Raw genomic sequence first — 15,073 nt, 5'->3', positions numbered from 1 at the left:
TCTCTCTGTCTTCGATGGTCGGGACGGGCGGGTCAGAAGCCGGGGATCGCGGCGACGATCAGGTCGACGAGCTTGATCCCGAGGAACGGAGCGATCACTCCGCCCAGCCCGTAGACCAGGAGGTTGCGGCTGAGGATGCGCGACGCGGCGACCGGGCGGTACGCCACCCCCCGCAGCGCGAGCGGGATGAGCACGACGATCACCAGCGCGTTGAACACGATCGCCGAGAGGATCGCCGAGGCCGGCGAGTGCAGCTGCATCACGTTCAGCACCGCGAGCCCGGGGAAGACCCCCGCGAACATCGCCGGGATGATCGCGAAGTACTTCGCCACGTCGTTCGCGATCGAGAACGTGGTGAGCGCCCCGCGGGTGATCAGCAGCTGCTTCCCGATCCGCACGATGTCGATGAGCTTGGTGGGGTCGGAGTCGAGGTCGACCATGTTGCCCGCCTCCTTCGCCGCCGAGGTGCCGGTGTTCATCGCCACGCCCACGTCGGCCTGAGCGAGAGCCGGAGCGTCGTTGGTGCCGTCGCCGGTCATCGCGACCAGCGCGCCGCCCTCCTGCTCGCGCCGGATCAGGGCGAGCTTGTCCTCGGGGGTCGCCTCGGCGAGGTAGTCGTCGACTCCCGCCTCCGCCGCGATCGCCTTGGCCGTCAGGGGATTGTCGCCCGTGATCATCACGGTGCGGATGCCCATCGCCCGCAGCTCCGAGAAGCGCTCGGCGAGCCCGTCCTTCACCACGTCCTTCAGGTGCACGACGCCGAGCAGGCGGGCGCCGTGGGCGTCCTTCACCGCGACCACGAGGGGCGTGCCGCCGCTCTCCGAGACGCCGTCGACGAGCACCATGAGGCGCTCCGCGACCGCGGACGGGAGCGGCCCCTCCTCCTCCACCCAGGCGCGCACGGCCGAGCCGGCGCCCTTGCGGATGGAGGAGCCGTCGGGGAGGTCGAGCCCGCTCATCCGAGTCTGCGCGGTGAACGGCACCACGGCGGCCTGGGCGGGCTCGACGGCGGGGCGGCCCGAGTCGCCCGCGAGGTCGACGATCGACTTCCCCTCGGGCGTCGGGTCGCTGAGCGAGGAGGAGGCGGCGGCGTCGACGAGGGCGGCCTGCGCCACTCCGTCGAGCGGGAGGAACGCCACCGCGCGGCGGTTGCCGTAGGTGATCGTCCCCGTCTTGTCGAGCAGGAGCGTCGTGACGTCGCCCGCCGCCTCCACGGCCCGGCCGGACATCGCGAGCACGTTCCGCTGCACGAGCCGGTCCATGCCGGCGATGCCGATGGCCGAGAGGAGGGCGCCGATGGTGGTCGGGATGAGGCAGACGAGCAGGGCGACCAGCACCGGGACGCTCACCGAGGCTCCGGCGAACGAGGCGATCGGGTTCAGCGTCAGCACGACCACGACGAACACGATCGAGAGGCTCGCCAGGAGGATGTCGAGCGCGATCTCGTTCGGCGTCTTCTGCCGTGACGCTCCCTCGACCAGGCCGATCATGCGGTCGACGAAGGTCTCGCCGGGCTTGGAGGTGATGCGCACCACGATCCGGTCCGAGAGCACCCGCGTGCCGCCCGTCACCGCGCTGCGGTCGCCTCCGCTCTCGCGTACGACCGGGGCCGACTCGCCCGTGATGGCCGACTCGTCGATGGAGGCGATGCCCCAGACGATGTCGCCGTCACCGGGGACGAGGTCGCCCGCTTCCGCCACGACCACGTCGCCCAGCTGCAGCTCGGCCGAGGAGACCTCGACCAGGCGGGCCGACAGGGCCGAGGGGTCGGCGGGGTCGTAGTCGGCCACGCGCCGGGCCGGAGTGCTGGTGCGGGTGGCGCGCAGGCTCTCGGCCTGGGCCTTGCCGCGGCCCTCCGCCACCGACTCCGCCAGATTCGCGAAGACCACGGTGAGCCAGAGCCAGATCGCGATGCCGGCCGTGAAGGTGACGGGCACGGTCGATCCGCCCGATTCCTCCGGCCCGCCGAGGAACGGCTCGGCGATCGCCAGCAGCGTGGTCAGCACGGCGCCGACCTCGACGATGAACATCACGGGGTTGCGCCACATCAGGCGCGGATCGAGCTTGCGCAGCGCTCCGGGGAGGGCGGCGGCGAGCTGGCGCGGTCCGAGGGCGGCGCGGGTGGGCCGCGCGGGTTCCGCGGGGGCCTCAGTGAGTGCAGTGGTCATCGGAGTCGCAGTCCTTCCGCCAGGGGGCCCAGCGCGAGTACGGGGAAGTAGGTGAGCGCGGTCACGACGACCGTGACGCCCACGAGGAGGCCGACGAACTGCGGCCGGTGGGTGGGCAGCGTGCCGGCGCTGGAGGGCACCGGCGACTGCGCCGCGAGCGAGCCGGCCAGGGCGAGCACCAGCAGGATCGGGAGGAAGCGGCCGAGGAGCATCGCGACGCCGAGCGCCGTGTTGAACCAGGGCGTGTTCGCCGTCAGCCCCGCGAACGCCGAGCCGTTGTTGTTGGCCGCGGAGGTGAACGCGTAGAGCACCTCCGAGAGCCCGTGCAGTCCGGGGTTGAGGATCGACGTGCCCTCCACGTCCTCCCGCACCGCCGGGATCGCGAAGCTCAGGGCCGTGCCGGCGAGCACGAGCGTCGGCGTCACGAGGATGTAGAGGCTCGCGAGCTTGATCTCGCGCGGGCCGAGCTTCTTGCCCAGGTACTCCGGCGTCCGGCCGACCAGCAGCCCGCCGACGAACACGGCCAGCACGGCGAGCACGAGCATCCCGTAGAGGCCCGAGCCGACGCCGCCGGGGGCGACCTCGCCGAGCATCATGTTGAGCATCGGCAGCATGCCGCCGAGCGCGGTGAAGGAGTCGTGCATCGCGTTGACGGCGCCGGTCGAGGTCAGGGTCGAGGCGGTCGCGTAGAGGGCGGAGCCGGCGATGCCGAAGCGCGTCTCCTTGCCCTCCATCGCAGCTCCGGCCGCCTGCGCCGCGGACCCGCCGCCCGCCGCCTCCAGCGCGGTGAGGGCCGCGAGCGACACGACGAAGATCGTCGCCATCGCTGCGAGGATCGCGCGCCCCTGCCGCACGTCGCCGACCATCCGGCCGAAGGTGCGCGGCAGTGAGAACGGGATCGCGAGGATCAGCACGATCTGCAGCAGCGACACCCACGCCGAGGGGTTCTCGAACGGGTGCGCCGAGTTCGCGTTGAAGTAGCCGCCGCCGTTGGTGCCGAGCAGCTTGATCGCCTCCTGCGACGCGACCATGCCGCCCGGGATGCTCTGCTCGCCGCCGGTGAGCGTCGTCACCGTCAGCGGGCCGTTCAGGTTCTGGATCACGCCGCCCGCGATCATCACGACCGCTGCCACCACCGCGAGGGGCAGCAGGAGGCGCAGCGTGCCGCGCACGAGGTCGACCCAGAAGTTGCCGAGCGTGCCGGAGGAGCGGCGCGCGAATCCGCGGATCAGCGCCACCGCCACCGCCAGGCCCACGGCCCCCGAGACGAAGTTCTGCACGGCGAGACCGCCGAGCTGCACCGCGAAGCCGAGGGTCGCCTCCGGCGAGTAGGACTGCCAGTTGGTGTTGGTGACGAACGAGACGGCGGTGTTGAAGGCCAGCCCCTCCGGCACCGCGGGGAGCCCGAGGGAGCCGGGCAGGACCGCCTGGAGGCGCTGCATCCCGTAGAGCAGGAGCACGCCGACGAGCGAGAAGGCCAGCACGGCCCGGAGGTAGGCGCGCCAGCTCTGCTCGCCGGCGGAGTCGACGCCGATCAGGCGGTAGACGCCGCGCTCGAGCGCGAGGTCGCGCGTCGAGGTGTAGACGCGGAACATGTGGTCGCCGAGGGGGCGGTGGAGGAGCGCGACGGCCAGGCCGACGGTCGCGACCTGGAGGACGGCGAGGAGCGGATCCATCAGAAGCGCTCCGGTCGGATCAGGGCCGCGACGAGGTAGACGACGGCGGCGAGGGCCAGCACGGCCGCGAGGGCGTCGAAGACGATCACCGGCCCGCCTCCTTCTCGCGGGATCCGCGGGTCGTCGAGGGGGGCGGCCCGCCCAGCTTCTCGACCCCCTTCGCAGCGAGAGCGATGAGCGAGAAGAGGGCGAGCACGCCGAGGAGGTAGGCGAGGTCGAGCACGGAGGACTCCATCCGAGGAGCGGACGACGCCCGGGATCGGACGCCTGCCGGGAAGCGGCACGGGAAGCGATGCAACACCTCGCGGGAGCCCCGCGGAGCGGTCCTCACGGTTCCCCTACGGCCCTGCGCTCAGTCCTCGCGATTCCCTGACGCGGTCGGCGCGAGCGCCCCGCCGACGAACCGCGAGCGGACTGTACGCGAGCTCTGAGAGCGTTCTCACCCAGCAACGGCGCGGATCGACGGACCGAAGATCACATTTCTGCATCGCCTGGTCGAAATCGCGCCGCGCGCTTTACTCCCCCGGATCCAGGGAATATGTTCTCTCCGTGGACAAAGCCCCTCGGGGCTCTCCCGCTCTCCTGGGCGACGACACGACGGCGTGCTCCACACGTGCACGCCTCGCGCCGTCCTCTCCCTCGGACACTGCTTTCAGAGAGGAATGCACTCCATGAAGTTCTCCCGCGGCATCACCACGCTGGCCGCCGCCGGCATCATCTCCCTCGGCCTCGCGGCCTGTTCCGCGAGCCCCGCCAACTCGGGCGGCGCCGCTGCAGGCGCCGGCGCAGAAGGCGACTGCTCCGTCGGCATCTCGATGCCGACCCGCAGCCTCGAGCGCTGGATCAACGACGGCGAAGGCCTGCAGAAGCAGCTCGAGGGCGAGGACTGCACCGTCGACCTCCAGTACGCCGACAACAAGACCGATCAGCAGATCTCGCAGATCCAGAACCAGATCGCCGGCGGCTCCAAGATCCTGGTCATCGCCGCGATCGACGGCGAGGCGCTCGCGCCCGTCCTCGCCGAGGCGAAGAAGCAGAACGCCACCGTCATCGCCTACGACCGCCTCATCAACGGCACCCCGGACGTCGACTACTACGCGACTTTCGACAACTACAAGGTCGGCCAGCTCCAGGGCCAGTACATCGAGTCGACCCTCGACCTGAAGAACGCCGCGGGCCCCTTCACCCTCGAGCCCTTCGCCGGCAGCCCCGACGACAACAACGCGAAGTTCTTCTTCTCCGGCGCCTGGGACGTCCTGCAGCCCTACATCGAGAGCGGCAAGCTCACCGTCCCCTCGGGCAAGTCGCCCGCGTCGGACGACGACTGGGCCTCGATCGGCATCCAGGGCTGGGCCTCCGACAAGGCGCAGTCCGAGATGGACAACCGCCTCTCGTCCTTCTACACCGGCGGCCAGAAGGTCGACGTGGTGCTCTCGCCCAACGACAGCCTCGCCATCGGCATCGAGGCCTCGCTGAAGTCGGCCGGCTACACCCCCGGCGCCGACTACCCGGTCATCACCGGTCAGGACGCCGACAAGGCCAACGTCAAGGCGATCCTCGCCGACGAGCAGTCCATGACGGTCTGGAAGGACACCCGCACCCTCGGCGACCGCGTCTTCCAGATGGTGCAGTCGATCGTCGCGGGCGAGGAGCCCGAGGTCAACGACACCGAGACCTACAACAACGGCGAGAAGGTCGTCCCGTCCTACCTGCTGGAGCCGCAGGTCGTCACGAAGGACGACGTGCAGTCGGTCCTCGTCGACTCCGGCTTCCTCAAGGCCGGCGACGTCGGACTCTGATCCGTCGGGCGGGGTGAGGGAGGAGCGATCCTCCCCCACCCCGCCCTTCTCCCCTTTCTCTCCGCTCCCCCCAACGAAGTGAGGCCCTGTTGGCCAGTCCCATCCTCATCATGCGCGACATCGTCAAGGAGTTCGGCGGCGGCGTCCGCGCCCTCGACGGCGTCTCGCTCTCGGTCCAGCCCGGCGAGGTCCACGCCATCTGCGGCGAGAACGGCGCCGGCAAGTCGACCCTGATGAAAGTCCTCTCCGGCGTCTACCCGTACGGCAGCTTCGAGGGCACCATCGAGTTCGAGGGCAAGGAGGCGCAGTACCGGACGATCAACGACAGCGAGGCCGACGGCATCGTGATCATCCACCAGGAGCTCGCCCTCAGCCCCTACCTCTCCATCGCCGAGAACATCTTCCTCGGCAACGAGAAGTCGACCCGCGGCGTCATCAACTGGAACGCGACCAACGCGGAGGCGGCCAAGCTGCTCGCCCGCGTCGGCCTCGCCGAGAGCCCCGCGACCAAGATCCTCGAGCTCGGCGTCGGCAAGCAGCAGCTCGTCGAGATCGCCAAGGCCCTCGCCAAGGAGGTGAAGCTCCTCATCCTCGACGAGCCCACCGCCGCCCTCAACGACGAGGACAGCGACCACCTGCTCGGCCTGATCGACCAGCTCCGCAAGCAGGGCATCACCTGCATCATCATCAGCCACAAGCTGAAGGAGATCCGCGCCATCGCGGACACCGTCACGATCATCCGCGACGGCCGCACCATCGAGAGCTTCCCGATGGCCGGCGAGGAGGCGTCCGAGAGCCGCATCATCCGCGCGATGGTCGGCCGCGACCTCAACAGCATGTTCCCGCCGCGCGACCCGCAGATCGGCGAGGAGAAGCTGCGCGTCGAGAACTGGACGGTCCACCACCCGGTCGACATCAACCGGGTCGTCGTCGACGACGCCTCCTTCACCGTCCGCGCCGGCGAGATCGTCGGCTTCGCGGGCCTGATGGGCGCCGGCCGCACCGAGCTCGCGATGAGCATCTTCGGGAGGAGCTACGGCACCGGCATCACCGGCCGCGTCTACAAGGACGGCAAGGAGATCCAGACCCGCACCGTCGACGAGGCGATCCGCAACGGCCTCGCCTACGCGACCGAGGACCGCAAGCGCTACGGGCTCAACCTCATCGGCGACATCACCGTCAACGTCTCGGCCGCCGCGCTCTCGCGCCTGGCCCGGCTCGGCGTGATCGACAAGCACCGCGAGTACAAGGTCGCCGACTCGTACCGCTCGAAGATGAACATCAAGGCGCCGACCGTCTCGGCCGTCACGGGGAAGCTCTCCGGCGGCAACCAGCAGAAGGTCGTCCTCTCGAAGTGGATCTTCTCCGGTCCCGACGTGCTGATCCTCGACGAGCCCACCCGCGGCATCGACGTGGGAGCCAAGTACGAGATCTACGGGATCATCAACGAGCTCGCGGCCCAGGGCAAGGCGGTCGTCGTCATCTCGTCCGAGCTGCCCGAGCTGATCGGCCTCGCCGACCGCATCTACACCATCTCCGAGGGCCGGATCACGGGCGAGATCGATCGCGCCGACGCCACCCAGGAGCACCTCATGCACTACATGACCGCCGGAAAGGAACAGGCCCGATGAGCGCCACGACCACGACAGCTCCGGCAGGGACACCCGCCGACACGCCCTCCACCCCGCCCAAGCGCTCGCGCCGGCTGAACATCAACCTCCGGCAGTACGGCATCCTCGCCGCGCTGGCCATCATCATCCTGCTCTTCCAGGTGCTGACCGGCGGGCGCCTGCTCCTGCCCGGCAACGTCAACAACCTGATCCAGCAGAACGCCTACGTGCTGATCCTCGCGATCGGCATGGTGATGGTCATCATCGCCGGCCACATCGACCTCTCGGTCGGCTCGGTCGTGGCGATGGTTGGCGCCATCTCGGCGATCGCGATGAACAACTGGGGCCTGCCCTGGTGGGCGGCCGTCGTCGTCGCCCTCGTCACCGGCGCCGCCGTCGGAGCCTGGCAGGGCTTCTGGGTCGCCTTCGTCGGCATACCGGCGTTCATCGTGACCCTCGCGGGCATGCTGATCTTCCGCGGCTTCACCCTCGTCCTCCTCACCGGCGGAACGATCAACGGCCTCCCCACCGAGTTCACCGCGATCGGCGCCGGCTGGCTGCCGGGCGTCCTCGGCGGGATCGCCGGGCGCGACGCGCTCACCCTGGTCCTCGGCCTGATCGTCTGCGTCGTCCTCGTGGCCCAGCAGCTCCGCAGCCGCGCGACCCTCCGCCGCCTCGAGCTGCCCCGCGAGCCCATCGGCTCGCTGGTCGCGAAGTCGGCCATCGCGGTCATCGCGATCATGGCCCTCGCCTGGCTGCTCGCCGGCTACAGCGGAACCCCGATCATCCTGATCGTGCTCGCCGTGCTGATCCTCGCCTACAGCTTCGTGCTCGGCCGGACGGTCTTCGGCCGCCACATCTACGCGATGGGCGGCAACCTGTTCGCCGCGATGATGTCCGGCGTCAAGACGAAGTGGGTCAACTTCTTCATCTTCGTCAACATGGGCGCACTGGCCGGAGTCGCGGGCATCGTCAGCACCGCCCGCGCCGGCGGTGCGGTCGCCTCGGCCGGACAGAACTACGAGCTGGACGCGATCGCCGCGGTCTTCATCGGCGGCGCGGCCGTCCAGGGAGGCGTGGGCACCGTCGTCGGAGCCGTCATCGGCGGACTCGTGATGGGCGTGCTCAACATGGGCCTGTCCATCCTCTCGGTCGACGCGGCCTGGCAGATGGCGATCAAGGGCTTCGTGCTCCTGCTCGCGGTAGCGTTCGACATCTTCAACAAGCGCCGCGCGGGCGGCCGCTAGCAGGACCGCGGCCTCCGCACGGTCCTCTGCGGCGTTGTCGTCGGGCGCGATACCGCCGGTATCGCTTCCTCCTCCGCCTTGCAGAGCACCGCGCGGAGACCCCGGGAGACGTTCGAAGCCTGCGGGGGGACGAGCGCGCTTCGCGCGGCTCTCGGACGCTGAGCGCACTGGGGGGTGGGGGCGGACGGCGCTTCCAGTCCTTTCTTCTACAGTTCTCGGGCGCGGCTTCTCCTCGGGGGAGCCGCGCCCGAGTGCATCCGAGACCCGTCCGGGTCCAGCGACAGGCAGGCGATCATGGCAGGAGCAGTCGGAGCCTCCAGCAACGCGCTGCTGCGCCGCACGAACCTGGCGAGCCTCGCGACGCTGGTGCACCGCTCCGGGCCCACCAGCCGCGCCGAGCTCGGCCGCCTCACCGGACTGAACCGCTCCGCCGTCGCGAACCTCGTCGGCGAGCTGAGCGAGCTCGGCTGGGTCGCGGAGGAGACCACCGCGCCCGACGGCCGCATCGGCCGCCCCAGCGCCACCGTCGTCCCCGGCGACCGGTTCGCGGCCGTGGGCGTCCACCTCGACACCGACGCGATCATCGTCGGCCTGGTCGGCCTGAACGGCGAGCTGCTGCGCCGCGTCCGCTTCGACACACCGAAGCCGGCGAGCCCCGCCACCGTGGTCCGCGTCGTCACCGGCATCGTCGAGGGCTTCCGCTCCGAGCGGGAGTCGCTGCGCACGCTCGTCGGCGCGGGCGTCGCCGTCCCCGGCCTCGTGCAGGCCGACTCCGGCTTCGTCCACCGCGCCCCGCACCTGGGCTGGCGCGACGTCGACCTCACCACCCAGCTGAGCCGCGCCCTCGACCTGCCGGTGTCGGTCGGCAACGACGCGACTCTCGGCGCCATCGGCGAATCCCTCTTCGGAGCGGCGCACGGCGTCGCCGATGTCGTCTACGTCACCGGCGGCGCCGGCGGCATCGGCGGAGGAGTCATCATCGGCGGCGTCCCGCTCCAGGGCTCCTCGGGGTTCGCGGCCGAGCTCGGCCACACCCTCGTCGCCACGGACGGCCGCCTCTGCGGCTGCGGGCGGCGCGGCTGCCTCGAGGCCGAGGTGCGGATGCGCTCCCTCCTCGACGTCCTCGGCGCCCGCGTCCTCGACCAGGACGAGCTCGACATCGCCCTGGGCACCTCCCGCGACCCCGCCGTCCTGGGCGAGGTCGCCCGCCAGGTCGACCTGCTCTCGGAGGGCCTGTCCACCTACATCAACCTCTTCAACCCCACCGCGGTCGTGCTCGGCGGCTTCCTCGGCTCGCTGCTCACCGTCGACCGCGAGCGCCTCGCGGCTCGGGTCTCCGCCCGCGCCCTGAGCGACCTCGCACGCGGCGTGCGGATCGAGCGGGCGGCTCTGCGCTCGAGGCTGGAACTCGTCGGCGCCGCGGAGCTACCCTGGCGGCGGGCGCTGGCGGATCCCGCCGCGGTCACCGGTGGCGCTCAGCCGCCGGGTGGGAGCAGCAGTCGCGAGGACGCCCTGGGCGCCCGCGCCTGACCCCGGTACTCGAGTGCCGGCACCGCGTCGAGGAGGACGAGCATGGCCGACTGGAACGACACGATCATCGAGGAGTTCCGCGCGAACGGCGGGACGGTGACCACCGGCGGCTTCGGGAGGAGCCTCGTGCTGGTGCACCACCGCGGCGCCCGCTCGGGCGAGGAGCGCGTGACTCCGCTGATGGCGCTGCATCCCTCCGACGACGTCTGGCTGCTCGCCGCGTCCGCCGCGGGCGCGCCGAAGCACCCCGCCTGGTTCCACAACCTCGTCGCGCACCCGGACCTGGCGATCGAGACTCCCGACGACGGCACCGTCGACGTCCGGGCCCGCGTCCTCACCGGAGACGAGCGCGACGCCGGCTGGGCCCGCTTCACCACCGCCTCCGCCGGCTTCCTCGACTACGAGAAGCGCACCACCCGCACGATCCCCGTCGTGGAGCTCACCCGCCGCTGACCGCGGCATCCGGTGCGATCTGCAGGAGATCCGCGTCTCCCTCGGTCGATCGACGGGAGGAGAGCGCTCCCCTGCGTCGATCCCCTGCGAATCGCACCGACACCGCCAGGCCAGAACAGCGCGACCGCCCCACGACACGAAGAAGCCCCCGACCGGACATCCGATCGGGGGCTCTTCATCTGGTGCGCGAGGGGGGAGTTGAACCCCCACGCCCTTTCGGGCACACGGACCTGAACCGTGCGCGTCTGCCTATTCCGCCACTCGCGCTCACCAGCGGCACCGAAGCGCCGACGAGAAATCGTAGCATCCCGCGGCCCCCGAGCCGAACCGGCACCCGCAGCCCCGGGCCGCCGCTCCCCCGGGAGCCGGGACCGGGGCGCCGCGGAGAGAGCGCGCACACGGCCCTCCGGCCGCGAAACCACTGCGGAGGATCGCGCATCCAGACCATCCCAGTAACATGCCCGTAGCCGTGCGCGGCGCAGACCAAGAAGAGGAAGCGGCGACGGGCGCGCAGACATCTCGATCCGTGCGCGACCGCCGAGAAGGCGAAGAACCGGAAGATCGGAAGACTGTGGGCATACTGGACAACTTCGAGAAGGGACTCGAGCGCGTCGTCAACGGCGCGTTCGCGCGGACCTTCAAGTCGGGTCTGCAGCCGGTCGAGCTCGCCTCCGCCCTCCGCCGGGAGCTCGACACCACCGCCGCGGTGGTCAGCCGCGACCGCATCCTCGTCCCCAACAGCCTCGTCCTGCGGATGTCCGCGACCGACCTCGACCGGATGCAGCGCCTCGGCGCCACGCTGATCGACGAGCTCACCACGGTCGCCACCGAGCACGCCACCAAGCAGGGCTTCCGCTTCCCCGGCCCGATCGACATCTCGCTCGCCGTCGACCCGGCGCTCAGCGACGGCATGGTCGAGGTCGACTCCCGCAGTGTGAAGGGCACCGTCGCCTACACGCCCGTCCTCGACATCGACGGCCGGCGCCACCCGATCACCAAGGCCCGCACCGTCATCGGCCGCGGCAGCGACGCCGACATCACCGTCGACGACTCGGGCACCTCCCGCAAGCACGTCGAGATCCTCTGGGACGGCTCCCGCGCCCAGGTGCACGACCTCGGGTCCACGAACGGCTCCAAGCTCGACGGCCGGCCCGTCACGCAGGCGCCCCTCGCCCCCGAGCAGACCATCACGATCGGGCGCACCTCGATCGTCTACCGCGTCGTGCAGGGCTCCGCGCCCGCACGCACCGACCGCCCGTCGTCCGGCAGGGCAGCCGGACGCGGCTCCGAGGGATTCTGGGACGACCGGCTATGAGCGAGCTCACTCTCTTCCTCCTGCGCATCGCGTTCCTCGCGCTGCTGTGGTTCTTCGTGTTCGGCATCGTCTACGCGCTGCGCTCCGACCTGTTCGGGCAGCGCGTGCGCAAGCTGCCGCCCGGCGCGCAGGCCGCGTCGCCCGAGGCCCCGTTCGTGACGGCGGCCCAGCCCGTGGTCGCCGCGGCCGCCCCGGCTCCCGCGCCCGCGCAGCCCGTCTCCCCGTCGGCCCCCTCGGCCCGGAGGAGCCGCGAGGCCGCCGCCGAGCGCGCCGAGCAGGGAGGCGCCGCCACGGTCCACACGGCGCAGCGCCTCGTCATCACCTCGGGCCCCAAGCGGGGCACCGAGCTCGAGCTGACCGGCGACCCGCTGACGATCGGCCGCTCCGCCGAGTCGACGCTGGTCATCCGCGACGACTACACCTCGACCCACCACGCGCGCCTGCTCCTCTGGAACGACGAGTGGATGATCCAGGACCTCGACTCCACCAACGGCACCTTCCTCGACGGCCGTCGCGTCGGCGCACCCACCAAGGTGCCGCTGGACACGCCCGTGAAGGTCGGCACCACCACCTTCGAACTGCGGCGGTCGTAGCGCGTGGCCCCCACTCCGGAGAGCGGCTCCGGCCACGGTGCGGTGCGCGAGAGCGCCGCCGTCTCGCACGTCGGCAGGATCCGCTCCAACAATCAGGACTCCGGCTACGCGGGCCGGCAGCTCTTCGTCGTCGCCGACGGCATGGGCGGCCACGCGGGCGGCGACGTCGCCTCCTCCATCGCGATCAAGCGCATCGCGGAGGCCGACCGCGTCTACGCCTCCACCTACGAGGCCGAGGACGAGCTCAAGCGCACCCTGCTGGCGGCCAACACCCTGCTGGCCGACGCCGTGGTCGATCACCCCGAGCTCACCGGCATGGGCACCACCGTCAGCGCGATCGCCCGCGTCGGCGAGTCGGTGGCCATCGCGCACATCGGCGACTCCCGCATCTACGTCCTCCGCGACGGCAGGCTCGAGCAGGTCACGACGGACCACACCTTCGTGCAGCGCCTGGTCGACTCCGGCCGCATCACGGAGGAGGAGGCGATGACGCACCCGCGCCGCTCCGTCCTGATGCGGGTCCTCGGCGACGTGCACACCAACCCCGAGATCGACACGCTGACGCTCGAGACCGAGCCGCACGACCGCTGGCTGATCTGCTCCGACGGCCTCTCCGGCGTCGTCCCGCACGACGAGATCCTCAAGGAGCTCAGCCGCGACGAGACCGCGCAGCAGGTGGCCGACCGCCTGATCCGCGACAGCCTCTCCCACGGCGCCCCCGACAACGTCACCGTCGTCGTCCTCGACATCCCGGGCGCCGGCGACACCGCGCGCATCCTCGCCCCCGTGGAGGAGCCGGTGATCGTCGGATCCGCCGCCGCGCCCACGCCCTTCAGCACCGACGACTCGCAGAACCGCGTCCGGATCCCCGGCCTCCGCCTGCACACCCGGGCGCCCGCCGCGCAGGGCCCCACCCACTTCGAGCCCGCGTCCGAGGACTACCTCGACGAGCTGATCGAGGAGGACCGCCGCCGGCACCTGCGCCGCCGCATCACGTGGCTCGTCGGCCTGTCCCTCGTGCTCATCATCGGCTTCCTCGGGATCCTCTTCGCCTACGACTGGACGCAGTCGCGCTTCTACGTCGGCACCGACGGGGACACCGTGATCATCTACCAGGGCATCCAGCAGTCGGTCGGCCCGCTCTCGCTCTCGGAGGTGAAGGAGGACACGGGCATCCCGCTCGACTCCCTCCGCGCCTACGACGTCGAGCAGCTGGAGCAGACGATCAGCGCCGACTCCTACGCCGGCGCGGTCGAGATCGTCGAGCGCCTCACGGACGCGAACGGAGCACCATGACGGACGCCGCCACGGCCACCGCCCGCCCCGCCGCCGAACGGCAGGGCTTCTTCCGCCAGAAGCTGCGCAACCTCGAGCTGCTGCTCCTGGTCTTCGCCTGCGGGATCGACGCCGGCGCGATCGTGCTCGTGCAGCTCGGCGCCCTCGGCTCGATCGACACCACGCTGGTCTCGCTGGGCGCGGGCCTCTCGGCCCTCGTGCTCGCCGTGCACGTCGTGCTGCGCTTCGCGGCTCCGGCCGCCGATCCCTTCCTCCTCCCGATCGCCACCGTGCTGAACGGGCTGGGCGTCGCCGAGATCTACCGGATCGACATCGCCGACGGCGCGACCGGCTGGGAGTCGGTGGCGGTGCGGCAGATCTTCTGGAGCGCCCTGGCCGTCGTGGCCGCGATCGTGGTGCTGCTGGTCGTCCGCAACCACCGCGTGCTGTTCCGCTACACCTACGTCGCCGGCTTCGCGGCGATCGTGCTGCTCCTGCTGCCGCTCCTGCCCTTCATCGGCCGCGAGGTCAGCGGGGCGCGGGTGTGGATCGGGATCGGCGACGTGGCGAGCTTCCAGCCCGGCGAGATCGCCAAGATCGCCCTCGCGGTCTTCTTCGCCGGCTATCTCGTGCGCAACCGCGACTCCCTCTCGATGGTGGGCCGCACCGTCCTCGGGATGCGCTTCCCGCGCCTGCGCGACCTCGGCCCGATCCTGGTGGTCTGGGCCGTCACGATGGGCGTCATCGTCTTCCAGCGCGATCTCGGCACGGCGCTGCTCTACTTCGGCCTCTTCCTGGTCATGCTCTACGTCGCGACCGGCCGCACCAGCTGGGTCCTCATCGGCGTCGGCCTGTTCCTCGGCGGCGCGCTCCTGGCGAGCCAGACGCTCGACTACGTGGGCAACCGCTTCGCGAACTGGCTCGAGCCCTTCAGCGCCGAGCGCTACGGGGCGGATCCGGGCGGCAGCTACCAGCTCGTGCAGGGCCTCTTCGGCCTCGCGCACGGCGGGCTGCTCGGCACGGGCCTCGGCCAGGGGATGCCGGATCTCACGCCGGTCCCGCAGTCCGACTACATCATCGCCAGCCTCGGCGAGGAGCTGGGCCTCGCCGGGCTCTTCGCGATCTTCGGCCTCTATCTTCTGCTGGTCTCGCGCGGGTTCCGCATCGGCTTCGCCGGGCAGGACGACTTCGGGCGCCTCCTGGGAGTCGGCCTCTCGTTCGTGATCGCCCTGCAGTGCTTCATCGTCATCGGAGGCGTCACCCGCGTCATCCCGCTGACCGGCCTGACCACGCCGTTCCTCGCCGCCGGCGGCTCCTCCCTCGTGGCGAACTGGATGATCGTGGCGGTGCTGCTGCGCCTGTCCGACACAGTCCGCAGTCAGCCTCGTCTGGTGGTGTGATCCGTCG

Annotated in this window: 13 protein-coding genes and 1 tRNA gene; 9 read left to right on the top strand and 5 right to left on the bottom strand. The window is 71.0% G+C overall.

The features are described from left to right. Nucleotides 1-32: 32 nt before the first annotated feature. Genes kdpB through GSU45_RS17050 form a run of 4 tightly spaced genes read right to left on the bottom strand, consistent with a single transcriptional unit; the run spans nt 33 to nt 4,079 of the window. A complete protein-coding gene (gene kdpB, locus GSU45_RS00185) occupies nt 33-2,168 on the bottom strand; it encodes a potassium-transporting ATPase subunit KdpB (RefSeq protein ID WP_159911687.1) in 2,136 nt (711 codons plus the stop codon). Further along, nucleotides 2,165-3,844, bottom strand: a complete 1,680-nt coding sequence (kdpA, locus tag GSU45_RS00180; protein WP_159911685.1) for a potassium-transporting ATPase subunit KdpA — start codon at nt 3,842-3,844, stop codon at nt 2,165-2,167. The genes kdpB and kdpA overlap by 4 nt, the downstream gene beginning before the upstream one ends. Further along, nucleotides 3,844-3,933 (bottom strand): K(+)-transporting ATPase subunit F, encoded by a 90-nt coding sequence (gene kdpF, locus GSU45_RS00175; protein ID WP_068209492.1) that lies wholly within the window; start codon nt 3,931-3,933, stop codon nt 3,844-3,846. Before kdpF ends, kdpA begins: the two co-directional genes overlap by 1 nt. Next, nucleotides 3,930-4,079: a hypothetical protein gene (locus GSU45_RS17050; protein WP_167302036.1), complete on the bottom strand. Its 150-nt coding sequence runs from the start codon at nt 4,077-4,079 to the stop codon at nt 3,930-3,932. Before GSU45_RS17050 ends, kdpF begins: the two co-directional genes overlap by 4 nt. Nucleotides 4,080-4,506: 427 nt before the next feature. On the opposite strand from GSU45_RS17050, the gene chvE reads away from it, so the two are divergent. From chvE to GSU45_RS00150, 5 genes are all read left to right on the top strand, one after another. Beyond that, a complete protein-coding gene (chvE, locus tag GSU45_RS00170; RefSeq protein ID WP_159911683.1) occupies nt 4,507-5,643 on the top strand; it encodes a multiple monosaccharide ABC transporter substrate-binding protein in 1,137 nt (378 codons plus the stop codon). A 110-nt stretch (nt 5,644-5,753) separates the two neighbouring features. Then, nucleotides 5,754-7,274: a multiple monosaccharide ABC transporter ATP-binding protein gene (gene mmsA, locus GSU45_RS00165; protein WP_159916706.1), complete on the top strand. Its 1,521-nt coding sequence runs from the start codon at nt 5,754-5,756 to the stop codon at nt 7,272-7,274. Beyond that, the gene (gene mmsB / locus GSU45_RS00160; RefSeq protein WP_159911681.1) at nt 7,271-8,500 is read left to right on the top strand and encodes a multiple monosaccharide ABC transporter permease; all 1,230 of its coding nucleotides are present in this window, start codon (nt 7,271-7,273) and stop codon (nt 8,498-8,500) included. Before mmsA ends, mmsB begins: the two co-directional genes overlap by 4 nt. Nucleotides 8,501-8,794: 294 nt before the next feature. Next, nucleotides 8,795-10,030: an ROK family protein gene (locus GSU45_RS00155; protein ID WP_159911679.1), complete on the top strand. Its 1,236-nt coding sequence runs from the start codon at nt 8,795-8,797 to the stop codon at nt 10,028-10,030. 42 nt (nt 10,031-10,072) lie between these two features. After that, a complete protein-coding gene (locus tag GSU45_RS00150) occupies nt 10,073-10,483 on the top strand; it encodes a nitroreductase/quinone reductase family protein (RefSeq protein ID WP_159911677.1) in 411 nt (136 codons plus the stop codon). 180 nt (nt 10,484-10,663) lie between these two features. Here GSU45_RS00150 and GSU45_RS00145 read toward each other — a convergent pair. Continuing rightward, nucleotides 10,664-10,750: transfer RNA gene (locus tag GSU45_RS00145), tRNA-Leu, on the bottom strand. 304 nt (nt 10,751-11,054) lie between these two features. Between GSU45_RS00145 and GSU45_RS00140 the strand changes: the two genes are divergently transcribed. Genes GSU45_RS00140 through GSU45_RS00125 form a run of 4 tightly spaced genes read left to right on the top strand, consistent with a single transcriptional unit; the run spans nt 11,055 to nt 15,066 of the window. Continuing rightward, a complete protein-coding gene (locus GSU45_RS00140; RefSeq protein ID WP_104222658.1) occupies nt 11,055-11,798 on the top strand; it encodes a DUF3662 and FHA domain-containing protein in 744 nt (247 codons plus the stop codon). Then, a complete protein-coding gene (locus tag GSU45_RS00135) occupies nt 11,795-12,391 on the top strand; it encodes an FHA domain-containing protein (protein ID WP_159911668.1) in 597 nt (198 codons plus the stop codon). The genes GSU45_RS00140 and GSU45_RS00135 overlap by 4 nt, the downstream gene beginning before the upstream one ends. A gap of 3 nt (nt 12,392-12,394) precedes the next feature. Next, nucleotides 12,395-13,687, top strand: a complete 1,293-nt coding sequence (locus GSU45_RS00130) for a Stp1/IreP family PP2C-type Ser/Thr phosphatase (RefSeq protein WP_244248155.1) — start codon at nt 12,395-12,397, stop codon at nt 13,685-13,687. Then, nucleotides 13,684-15,066 carry an FtsW/RodA/SpoVE family cell cycle protein gene (locus GSU45_RS00125; protein WP_159911666.1) on the top strand — a complete coding sequence of 461 codons (1,383 nt, stop codon included), beginning with the start codon at nt 13,684-13,686 and terminating at the stop codon, nt 15,064-15,066. Before GSU45_RS00130 ends, GSU45_RS00125 begins: the two co-directional genes overlap by 4 nt. Nucleotides 15,067-15,073 lie beyond the last annotated feature (7 nt).

Origin of the sequence: Rathayibacter sp. VKM Ac-2801 (assembly GCF_009834245.1) — a bacterium.
Classification (GTDB): Bacteria; Actinomycetota; Actinomycetes; order Actinomycetales; family Microbacteriaceae; genus Rathayibacter.
This window is presented reverse-complemented; position numbering and strand designations above follow the sequence as displayed.

Excerpts from the sequence above, each read along its gene's own strand:
- kdpA (WP_159911685.1), bottom strand. The coding sequence starts at position 3,844 with ATGGATCCGCTCCTCGCCGTCCTCCAGGTCGCGACCGTCGGCCTGGCC.
- mmsA (WP_159916706.1), top strand. The coding sequence starts at position 5,754 with ATGCGCGACATCGTCAAGGAGTTCGGCGGCGGCGTCCGCGCCCTCGAC.
- chvE (WP_159911683.1), top strand. The coding sequence starts at position 4,507 with ATGCACTCCATGAAGTTCTCCCGCGGCATCACCACGCTGGCCGCCGCC.
- GSU45_RS00135 (WP_159911668.1), top strand. The coding sequence starts at position 11,795 with ATGAGCGAGCTCACTCTCTTCCTCCTGCGCATCGCGTTCCTCGCGCTG.
- mmsB (WP_159911681.1), top strand. The coding sequence starts at position 7,271 with ATGAGCGCCACGACCACGACAGCTCCGGCAGGGACACCCGCCGACACG.
- GSU45_RS00155 (WP_159911679.1), top strand. The coding sequence starts at position 8,795 with ATGGCAGGAGCAGTCGGAGCCTCCAGCAACGCGCTGCTGCGCCGCACG.
- GSU45_RS00125 (WP_159911666.1), top strand. The coding sequence starts at position 13,684 with ATGACGGACGCCGCCACGGCCACCGCCCGCCCCGCCGCCGAACGGCAG.
- kdpB (WP_159911687.1), bottom strand. The coding sequence starts at position 2,168 with ATGACCACTGCACTCACTGAGGCCCCCGCGGAACCCGCGCGGCCCACC.
- GSU45_RS17050 (WP_167302036.1), bottom strand. The coding sequence starts at position 4,079 with ATGGAGTCCTCCGTGCTCGACCTCGCCTACCTCCTCGGCGTGCTCGCC.
- GSU45_RS00150 (WP_159911677.1), top strand. The coding sequence starts at position 10,073 with ATGGCCGACTGGAACGACACGATCATCGAGGAGTTCCGCGCGAACGGC.